This window comes from Caulobacter sp. 05L422 (assembly GCF_056397765.1).
In genome coordinates, this window is the sequence record NZ_JBFTOB010000022.1 from 1 (window position 1) to 23723 (window position 23723).

Annotated in this window: 15 protein-coding genes and 1 pseudogene; 8 read left to right on the plus strand and 8 right to left on the minus strand. The window is 67.8% G+C overall.

Annotated features, from left to right (window positions below; all coding sequences use genetic code 11):
* The 3 genes from AC1DMQ_RS19635 to AC1DMQ_RS19645 form a co-directional block, all read left to right on the plus strand.
* The coding region (locus AC1DMQ_RS19635; RefSeq protein ID WP_477035240.1) for a hypothetical protein at positions 1 to 285 on the plus strand (285 nt) is incomplete at its 5' end.
* 435 nt (positions 286 to 720) lie between these two features.
* Entirely contained in the window at positions 721 to 1722 is a 1002-nt protein-coding gene (locus tag AC1DMQ_RS19640) for a glycoside hydrolase family 43 protein (RefSeq protein WP_477035241.1), read from the plus strand.
* Between the two features lie 37 nt (positions 1723 to 1759).
* Entirely contained in the window at positions 1760 to 3658 is a 1899-nt protein-coding gene (locus AC1DMQ_RS19645) for an NPCBM/NEW2 domain-containing protein (protein WP_477035242.1), read from the plus strand.
* 85 nt (positions 3659 to 3743) lie between these two features.
* On the opposite strand, the gene AC1DMQ_RS19650 is transcribed toward AC1DMQ_RS19645, so the two are convergent.
* Positions 3744 to 6656 (minus strand): TonB-dependent receptor plug domain-containing protein, encoded by a 2913-nt coding sequence (locus tag AC1DMQ_RS19650; RefSeq protein WP_477035243.1) that lies wholly within the window; start codon positions 6654 to 6656, stop codon positions 3744 to 3746.
* Between the two features lie 328 nt (positions 6657 to 6984).
* Between AC1DMQ_RS19650 and AC1DMQ_RS19655 the strand changes: the two genes are divergently transcribed.
* Both AC1DMQ_RS19655 and AC1DMQ_RS19660 read left to right on the plus strand, forming a co-directional pair.
* On the plus strand, positions 6985 to 8259 hold the full coding sequence (locus AC1DMQ_RS19655) for an MFS transporter (RefSeq protein WP_477035244.1): 1275 nt from the start codon (positions 6985 to 6987) through the stop codon (positions 8257 to 8259).
* The gene (locus tag AC1DMQ_RS19660; protein WP_477035245.1) at positions 8256 to 9875 is read left to right on the plus strand and encodes a glycoside hydrolase family 43 protein; all 1620 of its coding nucleotides are present in this window, start codon (positions 8256 to 8258) and stop codon (positions 9873 to 9875) included. Before AC1DMQ_RS19655 ends, AC1DMQ_RS19660 begins: the two co-directional genes overlap by 4 nt.
* Before the next feature lie 9 nt (positions 9876 to 9884).
* On the opposite strand, the gene AC1DMQ_RS19665 is transcribed toward AC1DMQ_RS19660, so the two are convergent.
* Entirely contained in the window at positions 9885 to 10910 is a 1026-nt protein-coding gene (locus AC1DMQ_RS19665; RefSeq protein ID WP_477035246.1) for a LacI family DNA-binding transcriptional regulator, read from the minus strand.
* A gap of 1002 nt (positions 10911 to 11912) precedes the next feature.
* On the opposite strand from AC1DMQ_RS19665, the gene AC1DMQ_RS19670 reads away from it, so the two are divergent.
* From AC1DMQ_RS19670 to AC1DMQ_RS19680, 3 genes are read left to right on the plus strand one after another with little or no spacing between them, the layout of a single operon-like run.
* Positions 11913 to 12260, plus strand: a complete 348-nt coding sequence (locus AC1DMQ_RS19670; protein ID WP_477035247.1) for a hypothetical protein — start codon at positions 11913 to 11915, stop codon at positions 12258 to 12260.
* A 23-nt stretch (positions 12261 to 12283) separates the two neighbouring features.
* Positions 12284 to 12421 carry a hypothetical protein gene (locus AC1DMQ_RS19675; protein WP_477035248.1) on the plus strand — a complete coding sequence of 46 codons (138 nt, stop codon included), beginning with the start codon at positions 12284 to 12286 and terminating at the stop codon, positions 12419 to 12421.
* 47 nt (positions 12422 to 12468) lie between these two features.
* Entirely contained in the window at positions 12469 to 12975 is a 507-nt protein-coding gene (locus AC1DMQ_RS19680; protein ID WP_477035249.1) for a hypothetical protein, read from the plus strand.
* A 19-nt stretch (positions 12976 to 12994) separates the two neighbouring features.
* Here the strand turns inward: AC1DMQ_RS19680 and AC1DMQ_RS19685 are convergent, their stop codons facing one another.
* From AC1DMQ_RS19685 to AC1DMQ_RS19710, 6 genes and pseudogenes are all read right to left on the minus strand, one after another.
* Positions 12995 to 15343: a CHASE2 domain-containing protein gene (locus AC1DMQ_RS19685; RefSeq protein WP_477035250.1), complete on the minus strand. Its 2349-nt coding sequence runs from the start codon at positions 15341 to 15343 to the stop codon at positions 12995 to 12997.
* Between the two features lie 3 nt (positions 15344 to 15346).
* The gene (locus tag AC1DMQ_RS19690; protein ID WP_477035251.1) at positions 15347 to 16726 is read right to left on the minus strand and encodes a FecR family protein; all 1380 of its coding nucleotides are present in this window, start codon (positions 16724 to 16726) and stop codon (positions 15347 to 15349) included.
* Positions 16723 to 17451: pseudogene (locus AC1DMQ_RS19695) on the minus strand (response regulator transcription factor); the annotation flags it as partial. The gene AC1DMQ_RS19690 and the pseudogene AC1DMQ_RS19695, both read right to left, overlap by 4 nt.
* 366 nt (positions 17452 to 17817) lie before the next feature.
* A complete protein-coding gene (locus AC1DMQ_RS19700; protein WP_477035252.1) occupies positions 17818 to 19221 on the minus strand; it encodes an efflux transporter outer membrane subunit in 1404 nt (467 codons plus the stop codon).
* Positions 19208 to 20383 carry an efflux RND transporter periplasmic adaptor subunit gene (locus AC1DMQ_RS19705; protein ID WP_477035253.1) on the minus strand — a complete coding sequence of 392 codons (1176 nt, stop codon included), beginning with the start codon at positions 20381 to 20383 and terminating at the stop codon, positions 19208 to 19210. Before AC1DMQ_RS19705 ends, AC1DMQ_RS19700 begins: the two co-directional genes overlap by 14 nt.
* The gene (locus AC1DMQ_RS19710; protein ID WP_477035254.1) at positions 20376 to 23603 is read right to left on the minus strand and encodes an efflux RND transporter permease subunit; all 3228 of its coding nucleotides are present in this window, start codon (positions 23601 to 23603) and stop codon (positions 20376 to 20378) included. The genes AC1DMQ_RS19705 and AC1DMQ_RS19710 overlap by 8 nt, the downstream gene beginning before the upstream one ends.
* Positions 23604 to 23723: the final 120 nt, after the last annotated feature.

A 23723-nucleotide genomic window follows, 5' to 3' on the forward strand; every position in this document is an offset into this window, starting at 1 on the left:
CTGCGTCTGAGCCAGGTCTACCGGAAGGGCTCGCAGTCCAGCGGCGCCAACCAGAACGGCGTCACCGCCGCGGCGCTGTTCGCCGACGACTACAAGCAGACCGACTTCTCCTCCAGCTTCGACCTGGAGAAGATCTTCGGCCTGGGCAACGTGCCGCAGCTGACCTTCAACGTGACCAACATCACCAACGAAAAGCTGCGCTCGCACTTCCAGTACGACAACGCCACCTTCACCTACTACAAGCCCGGCCGTCAGGTCCTCGTGGGCATGCGGGCCACCTTCTAGACGTTAGGCTTCGGGCGGACGGCGCTGGCGCCGTCCGCCCTCCGGTCGGAACGGCGAGCGCAACTCGCCAGAACCCTCAAAATTCCTCCCCCAACTGGCCTGGCCTTCCGCCAGGCCAATTTTTTATGCCGACGCGGCATCACCTGAAAAATCCCGGACGTAACCAGACGCCGCCTCGTCTTCGAAGCACCGACCGAACCGACCTGGACCTAGCTGGCGCAATTGGCGCGCGCGGGCCGCCGTATCGTAAAACACCAATATTATGTCTGACAAAATATCCGCCACAAATCTGTCGAGTACGGCGAGAGCTAGGCTCATTAGCGGATCCAAATGTTATTCTGGCTGTAATCGCGTTCGGATTCTATGTCGACCATTGGCCCATTGACTGAAATATTTGTCTGAGTAAACCTGAGCGTCCTGTGGGAGGAGCGTAAGATGGGTAAAAGATGGATGGCGCTTGCGTTGGCGGCGACCATGGCGATCGCGTCTTCGGCGGGCGCAGACGAAGTGCAGTCACCGGCGCCGGGCTCCAATCCTCTCTTCCGCGACAGGTTCACGGCCGACCCCGCGCCGCTGGTGGTCGGCGATCGCCTGTTTCTCTACGTCGGCCACGACGAGGCCCAGCGCGACGAGATGTTCAACATGCGCGAGTGGCTGGTCTATTCGACGGCGGACATGAAGACCTGGACGTCTTATCCGCCGATCATGAAGGCCACGGACTTCAAGTGGGCCAAGAAGGACGCCTGGGCGTCGCAGGCGATCGAGAAGAACGGCAAGTTCTACTTCTACGCCGCGGTCGAGCACGACAGCACTCATCCCGGCAAGGCGATCGCGGTCGCGGTCTCCGACAAGCCGACCGGACCCTTCGTCGATGCGCGCGGCTCGGCCCTGATCACCAACCAGATGACGCCCAAGGGGACGCATAGCTGGGAGGATATCGATCCCACGGTCTTCACCGATGACGATGGAACGACGTGGATCGCCTGGGGCAATCGCCAAGCCTATATCGCCAAGCTCAAGCCGAACATGATCGAGATCGACGGCCCGATCACCGAGATCACGCCGCCGCATTTCGAGGAGGGGCCATGGCTGCACAAGCGCGGCGGCTTGTACTACCTGACCTACGCCTCGCTCGACCGGTCGACGCAGCGCGACGAGCACGTTTCCTATGCGACCGCGCCCTCGATCACGGGGCCATGGACCTATCGCGGGCTGCTCACGGGATCGGGCAAATACAGCTTCACGATCCATCCCGGCATCGTCGAGTTCAAGGGCGACTGGTACATCTTCCTGCACAACGCGGATCTGGCCATCGGCGATCAGAGCGGCGCGATCGGGCGCCGGGCCGTGACCGTCGAACGCCTCCACTACAACGCCGACGGAACGCTTAAGCCCGTCGTGCAGACGAAGGCGGGCATATCAGCATCGGCCCGCTGACCGCGACGTCGCGACAACAGAACGATACGAGGAAACGATGAGGAAGCTGCTGACCGCGGGCGTGATCGCCGCGCTCATTGGACCATCTGTCGCCGCCGCCCAGGCCGATCCGCTGGCGCCGACCGGCCGCTGGTCGGCCTATACGGCTGGACGCGCGGCCACGCCGCCTATGGGGTGGAGCACCTGGAACGCCTTCGCCACCGACATCGACGAGGACAAGATCCTGGGATCGGCGAAGCAGATCGTCGATAGCGGGTTGGCCGCCAAGGGCTATCGCTACATCAACATCGACGACGGCTGGGCGCTGAAGCGCCGGATGCCTGACGGGCGCATGATCATCCGGGACGACAAGTTTCCCTCGGCCCGCACCGGCGGTGACGCCCCCAGCTTCAAGCCGTTCACCGACAAGCTGCACGCGATGGGGTTGAAGGCCGGCATCTATTCCGACCTGGGCCGCAACACCTGTTCGGAGGCCTATTCGCCGACCGACACCGACCTGCCCAAGGGCACGGTCCTGGAGCGCGAGGTCGGGCTCTACGGGCGCATCGATCAGGACATCGCGCTCTACTTCAAGGACTGGGGGTTCGACTTCATCAAGGTCGACGGCTGTGGCCTGCGCGACTACGGGCCGCAAAGCGAACGGGTGCGTTCGGGTAAGTTCCGGGCGCTGGGGCCGTACCTGGACTCCAGCGAGGTGATGCGCACCGACATCGCGGCGATCCAGGGGATGTTCCGCCAGATCAACAGCGCGCTGGCGCGGGAAAACCCGGACGGCGACTATCTGCTCTCCCTCTGCGTTTGGGGCGCCGCGAACGTCCGGGCTTGGGGCAAGGACTATGGCGGCATCTCGCGCACCAGCGACGACATCTCGCCGGCCTGGGGCCGGCTGCTGGTCAACTACGACACGACGGTGACTCGGTCGCTCTATGCCCATCCCGGGTCGTGGAACGATCCGGACATGCTGCACATCGGCGCAGGCGACTTCGACGCGGGTCACCTTACCGAAGCCCGGTCGCACTTCGCGCTTTGGGCGATGCTCAACGCGCCCTTGATGATCGGGACCGACCTGCGCAAGACGCCCCAGGCGCTGCTGGACGTCTTCGGCAACTCCGACATCATCGCGCTCAATCAGGACCCGGCCGGCAACCAGGCGACGCTGGCTCATGACTCCAGCGACCTGCAGATCCTGGTGAAGACCCTGGCCTCGGGCGACAAGGCCGTGGCGATCTTCAACCGGGGTTCGGGCGACTACGACGTTGACCTGAACGCGGGCCATCTGAAGTTCAGAGATGATGCGCCCATCGAGCTGACCGATCTTTGGAGCCAGCAGCGCACTACCTTCACCAAGCGGACCAAGCTCCACGTCAAGCCGCGCGAGACGCTGATCTTCCGCGCGCACGGGACCCGTTCGTTGCAGGGCGGCTACTATCTGTCGGAGCAGCCGGGGAGCGTGAACCCAGCGGTGGACGGCGTGGTGCAACCGAGTCCCGACCCCTCGATCTTTCGGACCGCGGCGGGCTGGGGCGGAACCGGCGGCGCCGGCGATCGTCCGTCGTACGCCGGCTGGGGCGGCGCGCGGGCCGACAGCGCGCCGTATGGTCAGCTGCTTCAGATCGCGGGCAAGCGGTTCGTGGCGGGCGTCGGGATACTGGCCAACTCGCGGCTCGAGGTTCGGAACGAGAAGGCGGCGCGCTTGACCACGAGCGTCGGCGTCGATGACAGCGCGAGTGACAAGGCCAGCGAGGTGACGTTCGCCGTCTATGGGGACGGCAAGCTGTTGGCGACCAGCAAGCCGCTCAAATGGGGCATGGCTTCGCAGTCGCTCTCTGTCCCGGTCGCGGGGGTGAAGCTGATCGAACTCGTCGCGCGCAGCCCTGAAGGGGACAACCAGCGCCTGCCGGTGACCTGGGGCGACGCTGCGCTCCTGGAGCGCTGACCCGGCGCTGGCCTTTGACCCGAAAAAGAAATCGCCGCCGACATCGCCTTTCGGCGACCTCGGCGGCGATCTTGGTCTCTAGAAACTAGAAGCGGAAGCGAACGCCCCCGCGGTACATCCGGCCGACAATGTCGTAGAGGGCCGGGTTGGCGTAGTTCGGCGACTTGGCCGGATCGCGGTCGAAGAGGTTGTCGATCTTGAAGTAGGCCGTCACGTCCTGACGGATATTATAGGTCCCGCCCACGTCCATGTAGAAGGCGCCCGGCATGAAGTTCTTGTCGATCGTCGGAGCGTTGGGCGTCGAGATCGGGCAGGTCCCCGGGGTGCAGACGACGTACTGGTTGCCGTAGTTGCCGTCGGTGAACCAACGCTCCTGCAGCGTCAGGCTGAAGCGGTCGGTCTCGTAGCTCTGGATCGCCAGCCACTTCCAGTCGGGCGTGTTGCCCTGGTTCACGCCCGCCGAGTCGACCGGGACCGTGCCGGGCAGGCCCGTGTCGGTCCAGAAGTCGCGGATATGGGTCGCCAGGGCACGCAGGGTGAAGTTACCCGGAAGGCCCAGCGGCTGCTGCCAGCGATAGCTGGCCTCGATGTCGAAGCCGCTGGTTTCGATCGACGCCAGGTTGAAGGACTGGACGTTGATGTAGTTCGGGCCGCTGGTGTTGTTGAGGTTATAGGTCCCGCAGGTCTCCGGTATGATGTTGCGATAGCAGTAGTCGACGATCTGAGCCGCACCCAGGCTGGAGATGACGTCGTCGACCTTGATCTTGTAGTAATCGAATGACGCGCTGAAGCCGGGCAGCCAGGACGGATTGGCCAGGACCACGCCGATCTGGGAGTTCCGCGCGATTTCCGGCGTCAGATTCGGGTTGCCGACCACGTTTTGGATCGCCACCACGTTCCTGTTGTTCACGGGGTCGAAGAAGTTCGGCAGCGTCGTGGTGACCGGCGCGGCGAACAGTTCCGACAGGTTGGGCGCACGGACGTCCCGCGAGATCACGCCCCGCAGGCGCACGCCGTCGACCGGCGTGTCCCAGGTGCCGCCGGCCTTCCAGGTCCAGATGGTCCCCGAGGTGCTGTAGTCGGTCACCCGCGCCGCGGCGTTGAAGTTGGCGCGCCCGACGGCGTCGTTGTCGAACAGCGGCACGTCGACTTCCAAGAAGGCTTCCTTGACGTTGTAGACGCCGTCGCCATTCTTGTAGTTGCCGGCGTGCCAGTTGTTGCCGACCGGTGCGAGAAGCGGATCGGCCGGATAGGCGCCGCCGTAGGGGCTGCGATCAGAGACGCCGGCGCCGTACGGGTCGGCGTGGACGGTGTAGAATTCCCGGCGATATTCAGCACCGAAGGCCACCGACAGCGGGCCGGCCCACAGCTCGACCGGCGCGCCCGAGAAGTTCAGGCTGGCCACGTCCTGGGTCATGCGCAGGCGCTGGAACGGACCGGCGGCGGGCTGGACATATTCCAAGGTCGAGGCCGACGGGGGCTTGCCGCCGAAGATGTTTAGCGGCTGGCAGCCGCTGGCGCGCGCCACCGGATCGGCGCAGACGATCGCGCCGTTCAGCGTGGTGGCCTGGATCGCCTGGTTGAAGCGAGGCGTCAGCAGGATGTGGTCGACGTCGATGGCGGTCTTGTTGACGCCATGCTCGTAGTAGGCGTCATAGCTCCAGTCCTTGCTGAACAGCCCGAACTTGCCCTTCAGGCCGCCGACCACGCGATATTGACGGCGATCGGTGTGAACCTTGGTGTTGGGCAGCACGGCGTTGCTGACGCCGTACTGGAAGCTGGTGATGCCCGCCGTCGCGCAAGCGGCTTGAACCGAGGCCGGCACGTACGGGTTGGAGCACTGCAGGGTCAGGCCGGTCTTGTTCATGCCGTTGACGGGCTGGTTGCTGGTCTTGACCTGGCCCAGGTTGAACGAGACGTAGGCCTCGTTGTTCTCGGCGAAATCGTAGCCGATGCGCCCGTAGCCCACCTTGCGTTCAATCGCCGACTGAAGCGTGCGGCCGCTATCGACGTTGCCTGACAGGTCGCCGCCGACGCAGGAGCCCGGGAAGCAACCGATAACGGCTCCGTTGGCGGCCTTGGACGGCACGCCGCCCGAGCCATACTGGAACTGGAACGGATTGCCGCTCTGGTCGAAGGCGGTGCCCTGCAGCGGACCGGCCGTGATCAGGCCGTACTTGGTGTAGGCATATTGCTGGGCGTAGTCGCGCATCAGGTACTGCGGCGAGCCGTCGTTGGTGACGTTGCGGTTGATCATCGTCGTCTGGGTGAACCAATCGCGGTCGCCCGCCAGGTCCAGGCCGAAGTCGCCCGGGCCGACGCCGTCTTCCTTGGCCCACTCCACGCTGCCGACCACGTGCACGCGGTCGCCGGCGAAGCTGCGGCCGCCGGCCAGTTGGACCAGGCCCTGCTCGTTATCGCCGTAGGTCGAGACGCCCGCTTGGACGTTGCCCTTCAGTCCGGTGAACCGGGTGTCGGTGATGAAGTTGACGACACCGCCGACGGCGTCCGAGCCGTACGAAGCCGAGGCGCCGCCGTTCACGACGTCCACGCGTTGGATCAGCAGTTGCGGGAACAGGCTGACGTCGGTGACGCCCGTGTAGTAGGCGCCGACCACGCGTTGGCCGTCCAGCAGGGTCAGGGTGCGGATGGTGCCCAGGCCGCGCAGCGAAAACGAGCTGAGGCCTTGCTGGCCGCTCGACGTGCTGAAGGTGTTGGTCGCCGAACCACTCGAGCCCTGCAGCGACGGCAGCTGGACGATGGTGGCGAAGATGTTGGGCTGAGCGTTGTTCTGGATCTGGGCTTCGCCGATCACGGAGGTCGGCGTCGGCGCGGTGAAGCCCGTTGTCTGGATGCGCGTGCCGGTCACGACGATCTCGCTAACGGTGGCGGTTTCCGGCGGAGAGGCCGGAGCGGCGGTCTGCGCCAGGGCCGAGCCGCCGATCAAGCTCGCCAGCAGGGCGGCCGCGCCGGCCGAACCGAGCGCCTCGCGTTTCATTTGCCGGACTATTTCGCCCCTGTCGGCGCGCGGATTCGAAGACGCGTTGCGATGTAAGACCATTTCCATCCCTCCCTGAGCGCCGTTGATCGGCGCGTTTGACGCTTGCCCCCGAGGTGTTCGCCATCGATGGTAGCGTTATCGTAAAATTTGGTATGTCCGATGTTACAGCAAGTCAATACTCCGACATATTAACGTTGAAACGCCTTTGATCCTTCGCTAACCCAGGGGTGAAGACGGGCTTCAGCGCTTTGACGCGGTAAAAATCGCGACGAGCGCGGGGTCTATCGGCCAATCTGGTCGATGATAACGTTATCGGGGCGGGTGTATGATCGGCGGCGTCAAACTTGGCGATGTGGGGAGGGCGCGGTTCCCGTTCGTGCGCTGGACCATCATCGGGCTGTTCGTCCTGGCGATGGTGCTGAACTATCTGTCCCGCTCGGTGCTCGGCGTTTCCGCGCCGATGATCCTCAGCGAGCAATCGATCTCGAGCGAGCAGTACTCCTGGATCACCAGCGCGTTTCAACTGGGGGTCATGCTTCAGCCGTTCGTCGGCTATTTCCTCGATGGCGTCGGGCTGAGGCTGGGCTTCACGGTCTGCGTGGCCCTGTGGTCCCTGATCACCATCGCGCACGTCGCGGCCCAGGGCTGGGCCCCGTTCGCCGGACTGCGCTTCGCCTTGGGGCTGGCGGAGGGCTCGGCTCAACCCGCAGGGCAGAAACTGACGGCCGAATGGTTCCCGGCCCGTGAGCGGGGCCTGGCCAGCGGCGTCTACAACATCGGCGCCTCGTTCGGCGCGGTGTTCGCGCCGCTCCTGGTCGCCTGGGCGGTCGCCACGCATAGCTGGCGGCTGGCCTTTGTCGCCGCCGGGGTCCTGGGGCTGGTCTGGACCCTGGCGTGGCTGGCTTGGTACCGTTCGCCGGACAAGCATCCGCGGCTGAGCGCCCAAGAACGCGCCCATATCGAAGCAGGTCAGGAGCAACACCTGGCCGCGCGCGGCAAGCGTGCGGCCTTCATGGATCTGGCCAAGCGCCGCGAAGTCTGGGGCATCGCCTTGCCGCGCATGCTCGCCGACCCCGTCTGGGGGATGCTGTCGTTCTGGATGCCGCTCTATTTGGCGCGGGAGCGGGGGTTCGATCTGGCCCATATCGCCATGTTCGCCTGGCTTCCGTTTCTCGCGGCGGACCTGGGCTGCCTGTTCGGCCCGGCCCTTGTCAGCTTCCTGCAGCGGCGAGGCGTGCATCTGATCGACGCACGCCGCTGGGCCTTCACGCTCGGAGCGGCGCTGATGATCGGCATGGCCTTCGTCGGGCTCGCGGCCAATCCCTACGCCGCCATCGCCTTGCTGTGCCTGGGCGGCTTCGCGCACCAGACCTTGTCCGTGACCGTGATCACCATGGCGTCGGACCTCTTCGCCCGAAACGAGGTCGCGACCGTCGCCGGCATCGCCGGTCTGGCGGCGAACCTCGGAGTCCTGGTCTTCACCCTGGCCCTTGGTCGCCTAGTCGACCAGATCGGCTACGGCCCCTTCTTCATCGTGCTCGGCCTGCTCGACCTGATCGGCGCCGCCTTGCTCTGGACCCTGGTGCGCAAACCCGCATGACCCTTATTCGCAATCCCATCCTTCGGGGCTTCAATCCCGATCCCTCGATCGTGCGCGTGGGCGAGGACGTCTACATCGCCACCTCCACCTTCGAGTGGTATCCGGGCGTTCAGATCCATCACAGCCGCGACCTTGTGAACTGGCGGTTGGCGGCGAGACCCTTGAACCGGCCCGCGCAGCTGGACATGCGCGGCGACCCCGATTCCTGTGGTGTCTGGGCCCCGGACCTCAGCCATGTCGATGGCCGCTTCTGGCTCGTCTATACGGATGTCAAACGGTTCGGTCAGTCGACGCTCGACGGCGCCAAGGGCGTCACCCTGCGCGACTTCCACAACTACCTGGTGACTTGCGACAGCATCGACGGAGCGTGGTCGGATCCCGTCTATCTCAACAGCAGCGGGTTCGATCCGGCCCTGTTCCATGACGACGATGGACGCAGCTGGCTGCTGAACATGCTGTGGGACCATCGTCCCGACAGGCCGCGCTTCGCCGGCATCGTCATCCAGGAGCTTGACCGCGCCACCGGGGCGCTGGTCGGGGAGCGTCGGACGATCTTCCACGGCACCGAGCGCGGTTTCACCGAGGGGCCGCACCTCTACAAACGCGATGGCTGGTACCATCTTCTGGTCGCCGAAGGCGGGACGGGCTGGGGTCATGCCGTGGTCATGGCGCGCTCTCGCGACCTGATGGGGCCCTACGAACTTCATCCGGACAGCGTCGTGCTATCCGCTGGCGGTCGCCGCGACGTCCCTCTGGCGCGCGCGGGCCACGGCGACCTGGTCGAGCTGGCCGACGGCGCGCCCTGGATGGCGTATCTCTGCGGCCGTCCGCTGCCGGGCAGGCAACGTTGCGTGCTGGGTCGCGAGACAGCCTTGCAGCCGATGCGGTGGTGTGAAGACGGCTGGCTCAGAACCATGACGGTGGACGCCGCCCCGGATCCACGGCCGCCCGCCCCGAACCTGGCGCCGGCCCCCTGGCCGGAGGAGACCTGGAGTGGCGACTTCGACGACTCGGCGCTGCCCGCGCCGTTGCAGTGGCTCCGCACGCCCTATCCCGACGAGTTGTTCAGCCTGACCGCCCGGCCGGGGCATCTGCGCCTCTATGGTCGCGAGACCGTCGGCAGCCCGTTCCGGCAAGCGCTCGTCGCGCAACGCCAGGAGCATTTTTGCTACACGGCGACAACCCGTCTGGATTTCGAGCCCGCCGACTTCCAGCAAGCGGCCGGACTGATCTGCTACTACAACAGCACCAAGTTCCACTATCTCCACGTCACGCGGGAGGACGGCGCGCGGCGGCTTCAGGTCATGACGGCTTGCCCCGACACCGGCGGCTGCACGCTTGAGGTCGTGGTGGGCGCGCTGCCCGAAGGGGGCGTCGAACTGCGCGTGGACGTCGACTTCGATCAGCTCAGGTTCGCCTGGCGTGGCGCGGGGGAGGGGAGCTGGACGCTCCTGAACGGCACGCTCGACGCTAGCATACTGTCGGATGAGGCGTCGCTGCCGGGGTTGCCCAACTTCACGGGCGCCTTCGTCGGGATGGCGTGCCAGGATATGTCCGGGAGCGGCATGCCCGCAGATTTCGCCTTCTGGCGCTATGTCGGGCGCGAGGATGTTTGAACCGCGCGCCTAGAGGCGTGCGGTTGAAAGGCGAGTGACGATCTCATGGTCGAGCACGCGGTCCGAGCTGTCGCCAAGAGGCTCGCCGCTGGTGATCTGCGCCGCCAGAAGGCCCAGCGCCTCGGCCGCTAACCGGCGAACAGGCTGATGAACCGTGGTGAGCGGCGGCCAGACCGTGATCGCCGGCGAGGTGTCGTCGAAGCCCACGACGGTCAATTCGCCCGGCACGTCAAGGTGACGGCGATGGGCGACGGACACCACGGCGGCGGCCATGTCGTCGTTGCTCGCGAAGATCGCCGTTGGCGGTATGGCGGCATCGAGCAACTGCTCGGCCGCCGCCAGGCCCGAGGTGAAGCTGAAATCGCCTTGAGCGATGGTCGTCACGACGCCGGCGGCCTCGCGGACAGCCGCATAGAAGCCCGTCAGGCGCTCGGCGCTTGCCGCCTGGTCGGGGTTGCCCAGAATGAAACCCAGCCGCCGATGACCAAGACCGATCAGTTCGCGGGTCATTTCGTAGGCGGCGCGGCGATCGTCGATGCGCACGCAGATCGCGCCCTCGACGTCGTATGCGCCCACCGCCGCCAGCGGAAGCCGGGCCTTGCGCAACGGCTGCAGCACGGCGGGGGACTCGCCCAGCGGCGGGGCCAGGATCGCGCCTCTTATACCCGACGCGATCAGGTCCTTCACCGCCGCCGCGGCGGGCGGACGGCCATTTTCGCCCTTCAGCAGCGTCAGGCGTGCACCACGCGTCGAGGCCTCCTCGAAAACGCCCGTCAGAAAATCGCTCATGAAAGCGGCGCTGGGATTGGAGTAGATCACCCCGATCCTCAGTTCGCCGGAGGTCACAAGGCTGCGCGCGGCGACATTCGGCGTATAGCCCAGCGCTTGGACCGCCGCGTCCACCGCCGCGCGCGTATCAGGACCGACACCCGGCCGGCCATTGATCACGCGTGAAACGGTCATCGGCGAAACGCCGGCCTTAATCGCGACATCGACGATCGTCGGTCCGCGACCTTGTCCTGCCTTCCTCGCCAATCCGTTCCCCTGTCGCCACGTCCGGCCACTGACCGCTGCGTCCAACACGCAACCGGCGATTTCGCAATTGTCGCTCGTCCGACCTGGTGCCTGCCAAGCCGTGTCCGAGTCCTATCTATACCAATCGATCCTTAGTCGGAGCTTGCCCGGCGTCCAAGCCATGGTTTGCGCTAACATGATTGTCTGAGCGCGACCGCGACCTCGTATTTCCACGCCGAGCGGCGGCACGAGCTTCTATTATGATGCTTGCCTTGGTTTGCAGGCAGCGCCGAAACATCAGTTCATGGCCCGACGATCTGGCCGCGAGCCCAACACAATGCCTCACCCCTGTGGTTCGAGCACTCGTATAGGCCTCATCGCGTAGATTTTTTCAATATAGAGCGAGTTATGGGTTGGACATAGGTGGGCAAATTTGCCAATGTTAACGCAACCATCGCTAGCCGGCGAGAATATCTGCTGAAACTATTCAGCAGGTTTCTTCGCATCGAGGGCGTGGTGACGTCATGGGTCGTCCGCCCCTCCCCCTGGGCGATCTCGCCCGGGTCCAGTAGGCGAGTAGCCGGCTTGGACCCGGGCGTCCTTTTCCTGAACAGTCATGCCTGCGTTTTCGGTCGTTCGCGTTTATGGGTGCACGACCTAGGGAGAGCTGTGGTGAAGACAAGGTCGGCTCATGGCGCGTTGTCGCCGGTCGTCAGCGTTCCAGATGTTCGGTCTTAACGTCCAATCCCGGAGGCGACGCCTCGCCCCCTAGGGGGCGCCGATGGACTGCGTCTCCGCCAACCTTCTTCCTTCGATAAAATCGGCCTCTCAGGCAGGCCGGCGCCTAGTCAGATTTGGCTCTTCGCCGATCTGCCCCGCTGGGGCGATCGAGACGGCCGTTCCACTCCGGGTTGTTCGAGGCGGTTGGCAATGTAACGTATTGTAAAAACCGGTGTTCGGCCTCTGGCCGCTCTGCTGTTCATGGTTCTTAACTCCCGCCCGCAACAGGCAGGGGACGGATCGATGGCGCATGCGGAGCCTGACAGGCGCGGCCTAGAGCGGACGAGGAGCGAGATCGCGATCCTCAACCCGCTGGTCGGCGAGATCGCCGAGGCCTTGCTGGACCTGGGCGGGGCGGCGCATCGCGACCTGGTCGTGGCCTATGTCGCCAAGCGCCGGGGCGTCTATCGGCCGACCGAAGCGATGCGGCGGGAGCTGGACGAGGCGTTCGCCGCCTATTGCCGGGGCGCCAGCGACCCGCGCGCCGCCAACCTGCTGCACCTGCCCTATGGGCCGCACAGCCGTCGCTGGGCGCTGACCGACCACGCCTACTTCATGCTGCGCGGTCAACCGGGCTTCGAGACCCGTTGACGCTGAGGGCGACGTTACGGGCGATGGCCGATTGCGTCGATCTGGATCGTGCGCGTCGGCGGCCGCGCCTGCTGTTCGTCGCCGCCCTGCTCAGCCTGGCGCTCTGGACCGGGATTGGCTGGGGGCTGGGATGGCTGGTCGAGTGGTTGGTCCAAAGCTAGACTTGGCGATCGAGGCCGCCTTAGAGCGCCTCAAGGGGAAACTTTCCATGCGCGTACTGTCGACGACCCTGGTCGCGAGCCTTCTGCTGAGCGCGTGCGCGATGCGACCCCAGGTGGCCCACGAGGGCGACCTGACCGTGCTGAAGGGCCAGGCCGTGGCGGTGGACGGGGACGCAGCCGCGCCGACGGGCGCCGACGCCGCTCTCGCCAGGTCGATCGAGGCTCGCGTCATCGGTCGGATGAGCGAGGTCGGCGCTGTTCAGTCGGGCGCGCCGTCGGCCCGCTACCGCCTGCAGGTGGCGGTCGCAACCTCGCCGACCGTCGTCGGGATCTCCACCGCCGTCGGCCCGCAGGTGGGCGTCTCACCCTGGCGAAGCGCGCCGACCAAGCTTTGCCCCTGGTCGCGGCGCGGGCCGGTGCGGACGGCGACCCTGGCGGTGCTGGATCTGTCGAGCGGCAAGGTCGCCGCCTGGGCGACGGTCCGAACCTCGAGCGGCGATCCCGTCGACTTGGCCGATCGGCTGGTCGCGGCGTTGAGGCCCGCGAAAACCTAGAGCGCTCGAGGCGCTCTTCCTAGGTCGCCAGCTCCGGCAACCGCAGCGTGAAGGTCGCGCCACCGCCGGGCGTGCTGGCGCAGGCGACCCCGCCGCCGTGCCGGACAGCGGCGGCCTGGACGAAGGCCAGCCCCAGACCCGCACCGCCGGCGGCCTCGGCGCCCAAATGGCTGCTGGGGCGGTCGAAACGCTGGAAGGGGCGGAAGGCCAGCGCGGCCTCCTCGGGCGTCAAGCCCGGTCCCTGGTCGGCGATGCCGAGCTCGACATAGGTGCGGCCGCCGTCCAGCACCGTGGCGGCGCGCACGACGATCATTGACCCGTCGGGGCTGTACTTCACCGCGTTGCCGATCAGGTTGACCAGGGCGCGGGTCAGCACGCCGCGATCGCCCAGGACCATCGTCGGCGCCTCGCAGCCCTCTTGGCGGATATCGATGTGGCGCTGGCGGCATTGCGGCCACAGCTCGTCGATGGCCTCGACCACCACGTCGCACAGGTCGACGGGCTCCATGGCGGTCTGGGTGACTTCGGCCCGCGCCAGCTGCACGAAGCCGTCGGCCAGAGCCAGGGTGCGGCGGGCGCAGGCGGCGAGACGCTCGGCGACGTCCGGCGGCAGGTTGGGCGTGGTGGCCAGAAGGGCCAGGATCGACGTCTGCGGTGAGCGCATGTCGTGGGTGAGCAACTGCAAGGCCTGCTCGCGCTGGCGCATGGCGGCGGTCAGGGGTGTGATGTCGGCGAGGCGCACGATCCAGCCGGCGCTCTCGCCCGCCCCATGGGGAGGATTTGCGCGGCGGAACACCGTCTGGACCTGGAAGGCGCGGCCGTCGGCCAGATGCAGGTCGATCGGATGATCGCCGTCGCCCTCGGCCGGCCAACTGGCCGGGAAGCTGCGGCCCAGGGGCTCCAGCGCGTTGAGGGCCTCCGCGAGACCCCCGCCTTCCAGCAGCCAGGGCCGTTGCGCCAACAGGGCTTGGGCGGCGGCGTTGGCGGCGATCACCTGGCGCGCGGCGTCGGCCACCAGGGTGGCGTCGGGCAGGCTGAACAGGGCGTCGGCCGCGAACCGCCGAAGGTCGTCGATCCGGGTGATGGCCGCGCCGAGACTGAGGGCCTGGCGGGTGACAAGGTCGCTCTCGAACTCCGACCCGAGGTCGGCGGCGCTGGCCGGATCCACCGCGCGCAGGCGGTCCAGTTCATGGCCCAGCAGGTCGTTGACCCGTCCAAGGCGCCCCCAGCCCCAGACCAGCGAGACCAGCGCCATGCCGAGGATCGCCGCCACCGGCGACAGCCACAGTTGGCCGCGGGAGAACAGGGCCGCGCTGGCGCCGACGGCCACGGCCAGCAGCACCGCCAGCAGCAGCAGGTTGGCGCGCGGCGGCAGCACCAGGAGACCCGCCAGCAGCAGCCACAGCAGGCTGAGCGCGAAGATCAGCCGCAAGGCCAGGCCAGCCGGTTTGATCATCATGCCGCCGCGCAGGCCGTCCAGGACGCTGGCCTGCAGTTGCACGCCGGTCATGCTGGCCGCGTCGGGGGTGACCGGGGTCGGGAAGGCCGGGCCCAGGCCTGGGGCGGTCAGGCCGACGAACACCGTGCGGCCGGCGATCATCTCGGACGGGACCTCGCCGGCCAGCACGCTGGAGAAGGCGACCTGGCGATAGCGGTCCGGCGGTCCGGCGAACGGCACCAGTAGGGTCTGGGCGTCGCCGCGCGTGGCGTCCGGCGCGTCGAACGGCTTGGTGGCGCGGTGGACCACGGTCATCAGGTCGGGCGCGAGGCGAGATCCATCGGCCTCGAACGGCGCCATGCGACGCACCACGCCGTCGGAATCGAACCGCACGTGGACCAGGCCGACGCCCGCCGCGCCCTCGGCGATCTGTGGCAGCGGCGCGACCATGGTCGGCGGGAGGCCGTCCCGCGACGGGCCCTCCAGGAACTGCGGCAGGTAGACCTTGCCCGATCGGGCGACCGCCGTGGCCAAGGCCTCGTCGGCGGCGGGATCCTGGGACGGCTGGCTGAACAGCACGTCGTAGACGATGGCCTTGGCGCCGGCCTGGCTGAGCCGGTCGACCATCTGCGCGTGGCGCTCGCGCGACCAAGGCCAGGCGCCCAGCTCGCGCAGGCTGCGCTCGTCGATGCCGACGATCAGGATCGAGGGATCGACCTGGCGTTCGGAGGCCCGCACCAGCCGATCATAGAGGATGTTGTCCAGCCGGGTGGTCAGCGAACTGGCGGTCAAGCCGGCCAGGGCCAGGCCTGTGAGGACGGCGACGACCAGCCAGCGGACCAGCCGGCGCCGGGGCGAGCGCGGCGGCGAGGGCCTTAGCCGTCGTGGGAAGGGCAGGCGAACGGAACGCGAGCGCGAAGAAACCGCCAAACCCTAGCGCCCGATCTGCAGCGACTGCGGCGGACCGACCTTTTCCGTGATCGCGCCGTTCTTGAGGCGCGTGGCGCTGACCCGCCAACTGTAGGCGCCGGGCGGCAGGTCGGTCAGGGTCAGCTGCGGCTCGGAGAGGCCCGGCTGGTCGACGATCGGGTTAGTCGTCTCGGTTCCCGAAAACAGCTGGAAGCGGAAGGTGCGCACGCCGTCGCCGGCCGCGCTCCAGCGGAACAGGAAATTGCGATGCTTGCCGTTCCGCTCGGCGCTGGGCGCGGCGCCCGGCTCCAGCAGGTCCAGGTCGCGGTCGAAGCTGTAGTCGGCGGGCAGACCCTCCAGGCCGCCGGCGTCCAGGGCGGTCAGGCGGATGAAGTAGGTGCCGTTGTCCAAGGCGCCGAAGTCGGCGGTCGGTTCGGCTTGGGTGGCTTCGGCGAACAGGTCGACGAAGCCGGCGTCGCGCGACAGCTGCAGCCGGTAGGCGGCGGCCCCCGACACGGGCTGGACGGCGAAGTGGACCGTCCTGTCGCCCTGGCTCTGACCGCCATCGCCCAGCTTGGGCGGCGGCAGCAGGGCGACGGGCAGGCTGACGCCGGCCGGGCTGGCGGTGACGCCGAAGCCGGCGGACACGGGGGTTCCGGTCGGCGAGGCTTCGCCCAGCCCGACCCCGACCCCGCCCTTGATCACCTCGGTCTGGGCCTTGTCGCCTGTCGCGTCCCTTGCCGCGCCCACCCGGAACTCGGTACCGCGCACGGCCGAGATCGAGACCGGCGTGCGCACCTCGAAGCGGCCGTTGGGGTTGGGCGTGGCCTGGATGGTCGAGCGGCCCCGCTCAAGCCTGAACACCCGCTGCGGCGCGTTGGTCATCACGACGTTGCGCAGGCGTTCGACCCGCACGGCGGTGTTGGACGGCAGGGTGACGCGCGAGGCGTCCTCCATCTCGAAGGTGGCGAAGGCGCCGGGGCCGGTGATGATCCGCTGGCCTTCCTGGATCGTCATCCCGGCGCGGGCCGGAGCGCGCTGGCCGTTGGTCTCGACCTCGACCTGGCCGCTGAAGGCGCTGAGCCGGGCGTCGATGGGCGTGGTCTTCAGCAGGTTCGGGTCGATGGCCAGGATCTTGCCGGTCGGCATGGCCGTGGGCCGGTTGATCTGGTTGGCGGCCTGCACCCGGCGGTAGTCGCTGGGCTTGCGCAGATAGCTGCGGCCCAGCCCGATCAGGGTGTCGCCGCGCTGGACCACGTAGTTGACCGGCGGCTCGCCGGACGCGGGTTTGGGCGCCGACGGCCTGGCTTTCGCCGGGGGAGCCGCCGCGACCGGGGTCGCCGCCAGCGCCAGGACGGCGGTCCAAGACAGGACCGGGGCGAAAAGCGAAGGACGAAGGATCATTCAGCGGTTCCCGACGCGGGTTCGGCTATCGGCTCACAGATCTCGAGCCGATAGCCGAACCCGTAGACGGTGGTCAGTCTAAAGCCATTCGCGGGCCGAAGGTGAAGCTTAGATCGCAGGCGCGAGACGTGCGCGTCCAGGGTGCGGGTCTCCAGGTCCGGCCGTTGGCCCCAGACCCGGCGCAGCAGGTACTCGCGCGACAGCGGCCGGGCCAGGTTGTTGAACAGCAGCGAGGCCAGCTGGAATTCCTTGGGCGTGAGGCTTTCGACGTTGTCGCCCCAGGTCACGCTCTGGGTCCCGGGGTCGAGGCGATAAGGACCGTGCTGCTCGACGTGAGGAGCGGCGGCCGCGCGATAGGCGCGGCGGGCCAGGGCGTTGACGCGGGCGATCAACACCGGCGGCTGCAGCGGCTTGACGATGTAGTCGTCGGCCCCGGCGTTCAGGCCCTCGACCAGGTCGGCCTCGATCGAGCGACTGGTCAGCAGCAGCACGGGCGGGGCGGGGCTCAGCAACTCGGCCACCCGCCGTAGGGTCTCGATGCCGGTGAGTTCGGGCATGTTCCAGTCGAGGATCAGCAAGTCGAAGGTCTGGCGGCGCAGCTCGGCCAGCAGGCGCTCGGGACGGGTGAAGCTGGTGCAGTGATAGCCCGCCGGTCCCAGAAGGGCGGCGACCAGCGCGTTATGGCTGTCGTCGTCGTCGAGCAGGGCGACTTTCATGCGTTCACTTCAACCAGGGCATTTTCGAGCGAAGTGGACACTGGTTCGCGTGAAGATGCGTAAAAGCAAAGACTTAAACTCGCGCGCCCCGCTTGGTGGGAAGCGGGGCGCGCGGCGGCGGGACGCTGTCCGGGGGGACGGGATCAGTGCGGCCGTTCGCGTTGGCAGCGTACTGCGCCAGAGCCCCCTCCGCTCCGGTTGTCCGGCCGAATTTACAATGGTTTACAGTCTAGTTCGAGGGGGCTTTCCGGCTGATCCAGCCTTCGGCGATCCGCCGGCTCAAACGGCGCTCGATCGTCCGCGCGCCTTGAGCCGTCCACCGCCGGAGACGGGCTGGGAAAAGAAGGCTCCGGAAGGTGTGTGGGACGAGGTCGCTTACCCCGCGCCGCCGCCCAGCGCCCGGGTCAGGTCGACGCTGGCCTGCAGGCGGCGCGTGTCCAGGACTAGGGCCGCGCGTTCGGCCTGCAGCGAGGCGGTCTGGGCTGTGACCACCTCCAGATAGGTGGCCGCGCCCTGGCGATAGCGGATCATGGCCAGGGCCTCGGTGCGCTTGGCGGCCTCGACCGCGTCGTCCTGGTCCTTGGCCTCGTCGGCCAGGTGGTTGGCCAGAGCCATCTGGTCCTCGACATTGCGGAACGCGCTCAGCACCACGCCGCGATAGCCGGCGGCGGCCTGGTCGAACTGGGCCCGCGCCGCCTCGACTCCGGCCTTGCGGCGGCCGCCGTCGAAGATCGAGCCGGCCAGTTGCGGGGCGATCATCCAGAAGGCGTTGGGCGAGGTCAGCAGGTCGACTCCGCCGGCCGATTGCCAGCCGGCCGTGCCGCCCAAGGTCAGGGTCGGGAAGCGGGCGGCCTGGGCGACGCCGATCTGGGCGTTGGCGGCGGCGGCGCGGCGCTCGGCCGCGGCGATGTCGGGCCTGCGCTGCAGCAGGGTGGAGGGCACGCCGACCGGCACGCGTGGTTGGCTGAAGGTGATCTGGGCGGCCGGCAGGCTGAAACTGGAAGCGCTTTCGCCGACCAGGGCGGCGATGGCGTGCTCGTAGAGGGCGCGCTGGACGGCGATGTCGCTGATCTGGGCCTTGGCGGTCGACAGCTGGGTCTGGGCCCGGCCGACGTCCAGGCCTGTGGCCGCGCCGCCGTCGTGGCGGATCTGGGTCAGTTGCAGGGCGCGATCGTAGGCGGCGGCGGTGTCGACCAGCAGCTTCTGCTGGGCGTCCAGGCCGCGCAGGGCCAGGTAGTCGTCGGCCAGTTCGGCCTGCAGCGACAGACGCACCGACTCCAGGTCGGCGGCCGAGGCCTGGGCCTGGGCGCCGCTGGCGGCCACGAGGTTGCGCACCCGGCCCCACAGGTCGAACTCGTACGACGCGGTCACGCCGACCTGTCGGGTGGAATAGGCGTCCGGCCCGCCGCTGCGCAGCGGAGCGTTGTCGGAGCGTTCCTGACGGATCGCCGTGGCCGAGCCGTCGAGCGACGGCAGCTGGCCGCCGCGGGCCTGGGCGGCCAGGGCGGTCGCCTGATCATAGGCGGCGGTTGCGGCGGCCAGGCTGGGATTGGCCTTGGCGGCCCGGGCCTCAAGGTCGTTCAGCGTCGGATCGCCGTAGACCGTCCACCAGTCGCCGCGCGGTTGGGCTTCGGCCTCCGGCGCGGCCGGGGTCCAGGGGCCGGTCTCCTTGAATGCCGGGGCGATGGCGACGGTCGGCGGGGCGTAGGCCGGGGCCATGGAGCACGCCCCCAGCATCGCGGTCAGGCCGACCGGGACGAGCAGCCTAGCCTTGCGCATGCGCGGCTCCCTTGGCGGGCGCGGCGATCTTGACCGTGTCGCCGTCGACCAGGGCTTCGGGCGGGTTGTCGATCACCTTGTCGCCCGGACCGACGCCGGCGCCGACCTCGACCTGGGTCCCCAGGTCGCGGGCGATCTTGATCGGCTGGATCTTCACGCGATTGTCGGGGCCGACCACGGCGACCGTCGGGCCGTCGTGGCGGAACAGCACGGCGGTGGATGGGACCTGGGTGGTGGTCGCCGCCGAGGCCAGGCCGAAGGTGACCTGGGCGTAGGAGCCCGGCTTCAGCTTGCCGTCGGTGTTGTCCAGCTGCAGTTCGACCAGCAAGGCCCCGTTGGCGCCCACCGACTGGGCGTCGTTGACCACCGAGGCGGTGAAGGTCTGGCCGGGATACTCCGGCACGCTGAGCTTGGCCGGCTGGCCGTGACGGATCAGGGCCGAGTAGCTCTGCGGCACGCTGACATAGATGCGCAGGCGGTGCTGGTCGGCGACCGTGAACAGAGCCGTGTCGGCGGCGCCACCGACCGAGATCAAGGCGCCGATGTCGGTGTTGCGCGAGGTCACCACCCCGTCGAACGGCGCGACGATGCGTTTGAACGATTGCTGGGCCAGCAGGCGGTTGAGGTCGGCCGCGGCGGCGTTGACCGCCGAGCTGCGGGCGGCCAGGTCGCCGGCCTTCTCATCGGCTTCCTGGCGGGAGACGGCGTCCTGGGCGACCAGGCCTTCCCAGCGCTTGGCCGTGGTGGCCGACAGGCGCTGGTTGGCCTGGGCCGTGGCCAGGTTGGCGCGGGCCTGCAGCACCTGCTGGTCCAGGTCGGGGGTGTCGATCTCGGCCAGCAGCTGGCCGGCCTTCACCGGCGAGCCGATGTCGACGTACCAGCGCTTGAGATAGCCGCTGGTGCGGGCGTGGATCGGGGCGTTGTAGAAGGCCTGAACGTCGCCGGGCAGGACCAGGTCTCGCTCGCCGGCGCCGGAGACCTTGGCCAGGGCGACGGTCGGGACGGCCTGGTCCTGGGTCCAGACCTTCAGCGCCTGGTCGGCGTTGACGCGGGCGAACAGGCCGGCGGCGACCACCAGGGCGGCCACGCAGGCGGCGCCGGCGCCGACCAGCTTCAGGTGGCGGGGCGGGGTGTGGCGCAGAGCGTCGATGGGCTCAGGCATGGGCGGGTTCTCCGGTAGGCGGCCCGGCTTCGGGGGCGACGGTCTCGGCCTTGCGATGGCCGTGGACGAGGCGGAAGACGACGGGGACGAACATCAGGGTGGCCAGGGTGGCGAAGATCAGGCCGCCGATCACGGCGCGGCCCAGCGGCGCGTTCTGCTCGCCGCCTTCGCCCAGGCCCAGGGCCATGGGGCCCATGCCGATGATCATGGCCAGGGCCGTCATCAGCACGGGGCGGAAGCGGGTGAAGCCGGCCTCGACGGCGGCCTGCAGGGCGTCGCCGGTGGCCTCCAGCCGTTCGCGGGCGAAGCTGACCACCAGGATCGAGTTGGCCGTCGCTACGCCCATGCACATGATCGCGCCGGTCAGGGCGGGCACCGACAGGGTGGTGCCGGTGGCGAACAGCATCCAGACAATGCCGGCCAGGGCGGCGGGCAGGGCGGTGATGATCACGAACGGATCCAGCCACGACTGGAAGTTCACGACGATCAGCAGGTAGATCAGAACGATCGCCGCGATCAGGCCAAAGCCGAGGCCGGAGAAGGCGGTGTTCATCGTCACCATCTGGCCGCGCAGGGTCACGGTCGCGCCCTTGGGGCGGTCCTTGGCCATGTCCTTGAGCACCTTGTTGATGTCGGCGGTCACCGCGCCCAGGTCGCGGCCTTGCGGCGTGGCGTAGATGTCGAGCACCGGCTGGATGTCGTAGTGGCTGACCACGGCCGGGGCGCTGTCGCGGCTGATCGTGGAGAGGCCGCCCAGGATCTGGGCGCCCTTGTTGGCGCCGGTCGCGGTGATCGGCAGGCCTTCCAGGCCCGACATGGCGTTGACGCGGTACTCCGGCACCTGGGCGACGATCGGGTAGGACACGCCGTTCTTGGGGTTCAGCCAGAAGGTCGGGGCGACCTGCGAGCTGCCGGCCAGCGAGGTGACCAGGCTGTTGGTGACGTCGCGCTCGGTCAGGCCCAACTGGGCGATGCGCGAGCGGTCGACGTCGACCCGCAGTTGCGGCGCGCCGGCCGGCTGCTGCATGCGCACGTCGGCCAGGCCCTTGATGGTCTTCAGGCGCGCCAGGATCTTGGCGGCGTAGGCGCGGTTGGCGGCGGCGTTCGGGCCGGCGACCTGCAGGTCGATCGGAGCGGGGGCGCCGAAGTTGAGGATCTGGCTGATGATGTCGGCCGGCAGGAACGAGAAGGTCGAACCCGGGAACTGGCGGGGCAGCACCTCGCGCAGGGTCTTTACATAGGCGGCGGTCGGATGATGTTCGGCCTTGAGGGCCACGAAGATGTCGCCGTCCTGCGGGCCGATCACGCCGGAGTTGCTGTAGACCATGTTGATCGAGCTGTTGGGGATGCCGATGTTGTCGACCACCGACACCAGCTCGTCGGCTGGAATGTTCTGGCGGATGGTTTTCTCCACCTGGCCGAACAGCAGCGAGGCGTCCTCCAGGCGCGTGCCGACCGGGGCGCGGACGTGCAGGGTGATCTGGCCGGAGTCCACCGAGGGGAAGAAGTTGCTGCCCAGGAACGGCACGAGGCCGAACGAGGCCAGCACGATCACCATGAAGCCGATGATGAACACCCGGGTGTTGCCCAGGGCCATGACCAGCAGGTTGCGGTAGCCCTCGCGCAGCTGGCCAAAGCGGGTCTCGAAGCCGCGCTGGAAGCGGACCAGCGGATTGCGCGACGGCTTGCTCGTCTGGCCGTGCTCGGCCTCGTGCTCGTAGTCCAGCCGCTCGGGCGCGTGGGGTTTGAGCAGGTACATGGCCAGGGTCGGGACCAGGGTCCGCGACAGGATGAACGAGGCGATCATCGCGAAGACCACGGCCTCGGCCATTGGCACGAACAGGAAGCCGGCCACGCCCTTGAGCATGAACATCGGCACGAAGACGATGCAGATGCAGAGCAAGCTGACGAAGGCCGGCACGACGATCTGCTGGGCGCCGTCGAGGATGGCCGTGCGCACGTCCTTGCCGTGCTCCAGGTGCCAGTTGATGTTCTCGATGGTCACCGTGGCGTCGTCCACCAGGATGCCGACGGCCAGGGACAGCCCGCCCAAGGTCATGATGTTCAGCGTCTGGTGCAGGGCCGACAGGGCGGCGATGGCCGACAGAACGGCCAGCGGGATCGAGATCGCGATGATCACGGTCGAGCGCCAGCTGCCCAGGAACAGCAGGATCATGACGCTGGTCAGGGCCGCGGCGATCACGCCTTCCTTGACCACGCCTTCGATCGCGCCCTTCACGAACACCGACTGGTCGTTCAGTGGGGTGATCTTGAAGTCGTCGGGCAGGGTCTCCTGCAGGGCCGGCAGGCGGTCCTTGACGCCCTGGACGATGGCCAGGGTCGAGGCCGAGCCGTTCTTCAGGATCGTCGACAGCACCGCGCGCGAACCGTCGACGTGCACCACGTTGGTCTGGGGCGAGGAGCCGTCGCGGACCTGGCCGACGTCGTGGATATAGATCGTCGCGCCGTCGACCGTCTTGATCGGCAGGTTGTTCAACTCCTCGATGGTCTCGGCGGAGTCGTTGAGCCGGACGATGTACTGGAACGTGCCGATCTTGATCGTGCCGACCGGCAGGATCTGGTTCTGGGCGGCGATGGCGTTGGAAACGTCCTGGGCCGACAGCCCCTTGGACTGCAGGGCGGCCGGGTCCAGGTCGATCTGGATCTGGCGCACCTTGCCGCCGTACGGATAGGGGATGGCGGCGCCCGGCACGCTGATCAGGCCCGGGCGGATGACCGTTTGGCTGAGGTCGAACAGCTTCTGTTCCGACTGCGACTTGGCCGACTGGGCCAACTGCAGGATCGGCACGGTGGCGGCGCTGTAGTTTATGATCAACGGCGGGGTGGTGCCGGCCGGCATCTGGCGCACCGCTGTCTGCGAGATCGACGTCACCTGGGCGGTGGCCGTGCGGATGTCGACGCCGGGCTGGAAGTAGATCTTCACCACCCCGATGCCGGGCAGCGACTGGCTCTCGATATGGTCGATGTCGTTGACCGTGGTGCTCAGCACCCGCTCATAGGGCGTGACGATCCGTCCGGACATCTCCGAGGGCGACAGGCCGGTATAGTTCCAGGCCACGCCGATCACCGGCACGCGGATCTCGGGGAAGATGTCGGTGGGGGTGCCGAGGGCGGCCAGAACGCCGAAGATGACGATCAGCAGCGCCATCACGATGAAGGTGTAGGGACGCGATAGGGCGATACGGACGAGAGCGTTCAACCGGCCTGCTCCAGACTTGCAGGTGAAAGTCCCGCGCGCGATTCCGGGGGGTGGCGTCGAGCGCGGGACCAGCGCAAATACGAAAGCCTGCGCAGGGCGCCTGATGCGCTTGCCCGCCTA

Bases quoted from the DNA above. Each gene is read 5' to 3' on its own strand.
- AC1DMQ_RS19680 (WP_477035249.1), top strand. From the start codon at position 12,469: ATGCGCGTACTGTCGACGACCCTGGTCGCGAGCCTTCTGCTGAGCGCG.
- AC1DMQ_RS19700 (WP_477035252.1), bottom strand. From the start codon at position 19,221: ATGCGCAAGGCTAGGCTGCTCGTCCCGGTCGGCCTGACCGCGATGCTG.
- AC1DMQ_RS19670 (WP_477035247.1), top strand. From the start codon at position 11,913: ATGGCGCATGCGGAGCCTGACAGGCGCGGCCTAGAGCGGACGAGGAGC.
- AC1DMQ_RS19655 (WP_477035244.1), top strand. From the start codon at position 6,985: ATGATCGGCGGCGTCAAACTTGGCGATGTGGGGAGGGCGCGGTTCCCG.
- AC1DMQ_RS19650 (WP_477035243.1), bottom strand. From the start codon at position 6,656: ATGAAACGCGAGGCGCTCGGTTCGGCCGGCGCGGCCGCCCTGCTGGCG.
- AC1DMQ_RS19690 (WP_477035251.1), bottom strand. From the start codon at position 16,726: ATGATCCTTCGTCCTTCGCTTTTCGCCCCGGTCCTGTCTTGGACCGCC.
- AC1DMQ_RS19675 (WP_477035248.1), top strand. From the start codon at position 12,284: ATGGCCGATTGCGTCGATCTGGATCGTGCGCGTCGGCGGCCGCGCCTG.
- AC1DMQ_RS19660 (WP_477035245.1), top strand. From the start codon at position 8,256: ATGACCCTTATTCGCAATCCCATCCTTCGGGGCTTCAATCCCGATCCC.
- AC1DMQ_RS19640 (WP_477035241.1), top strand. From the start codon at position 721: ATGGGTAAAAGATGGATGGCGCTTGCGTTGGCGGCGACCATGGCGATC.
- AC1DMQ_RS19705 (WP_477035253.1), bottom strand. From the start codon at position 20,383: ATGCCTGAGCCCATCGACGCTCTGCGCCACACCCCGCCCCGCCACCTG.
- AC1DMQ_RS19645 (WP_477035242.1), top strand. From the start codon at position 1,760: ATGAGGAAGCTGCTGACCGCGGGCGTGATCGCCGCGCTCATTGGACCA.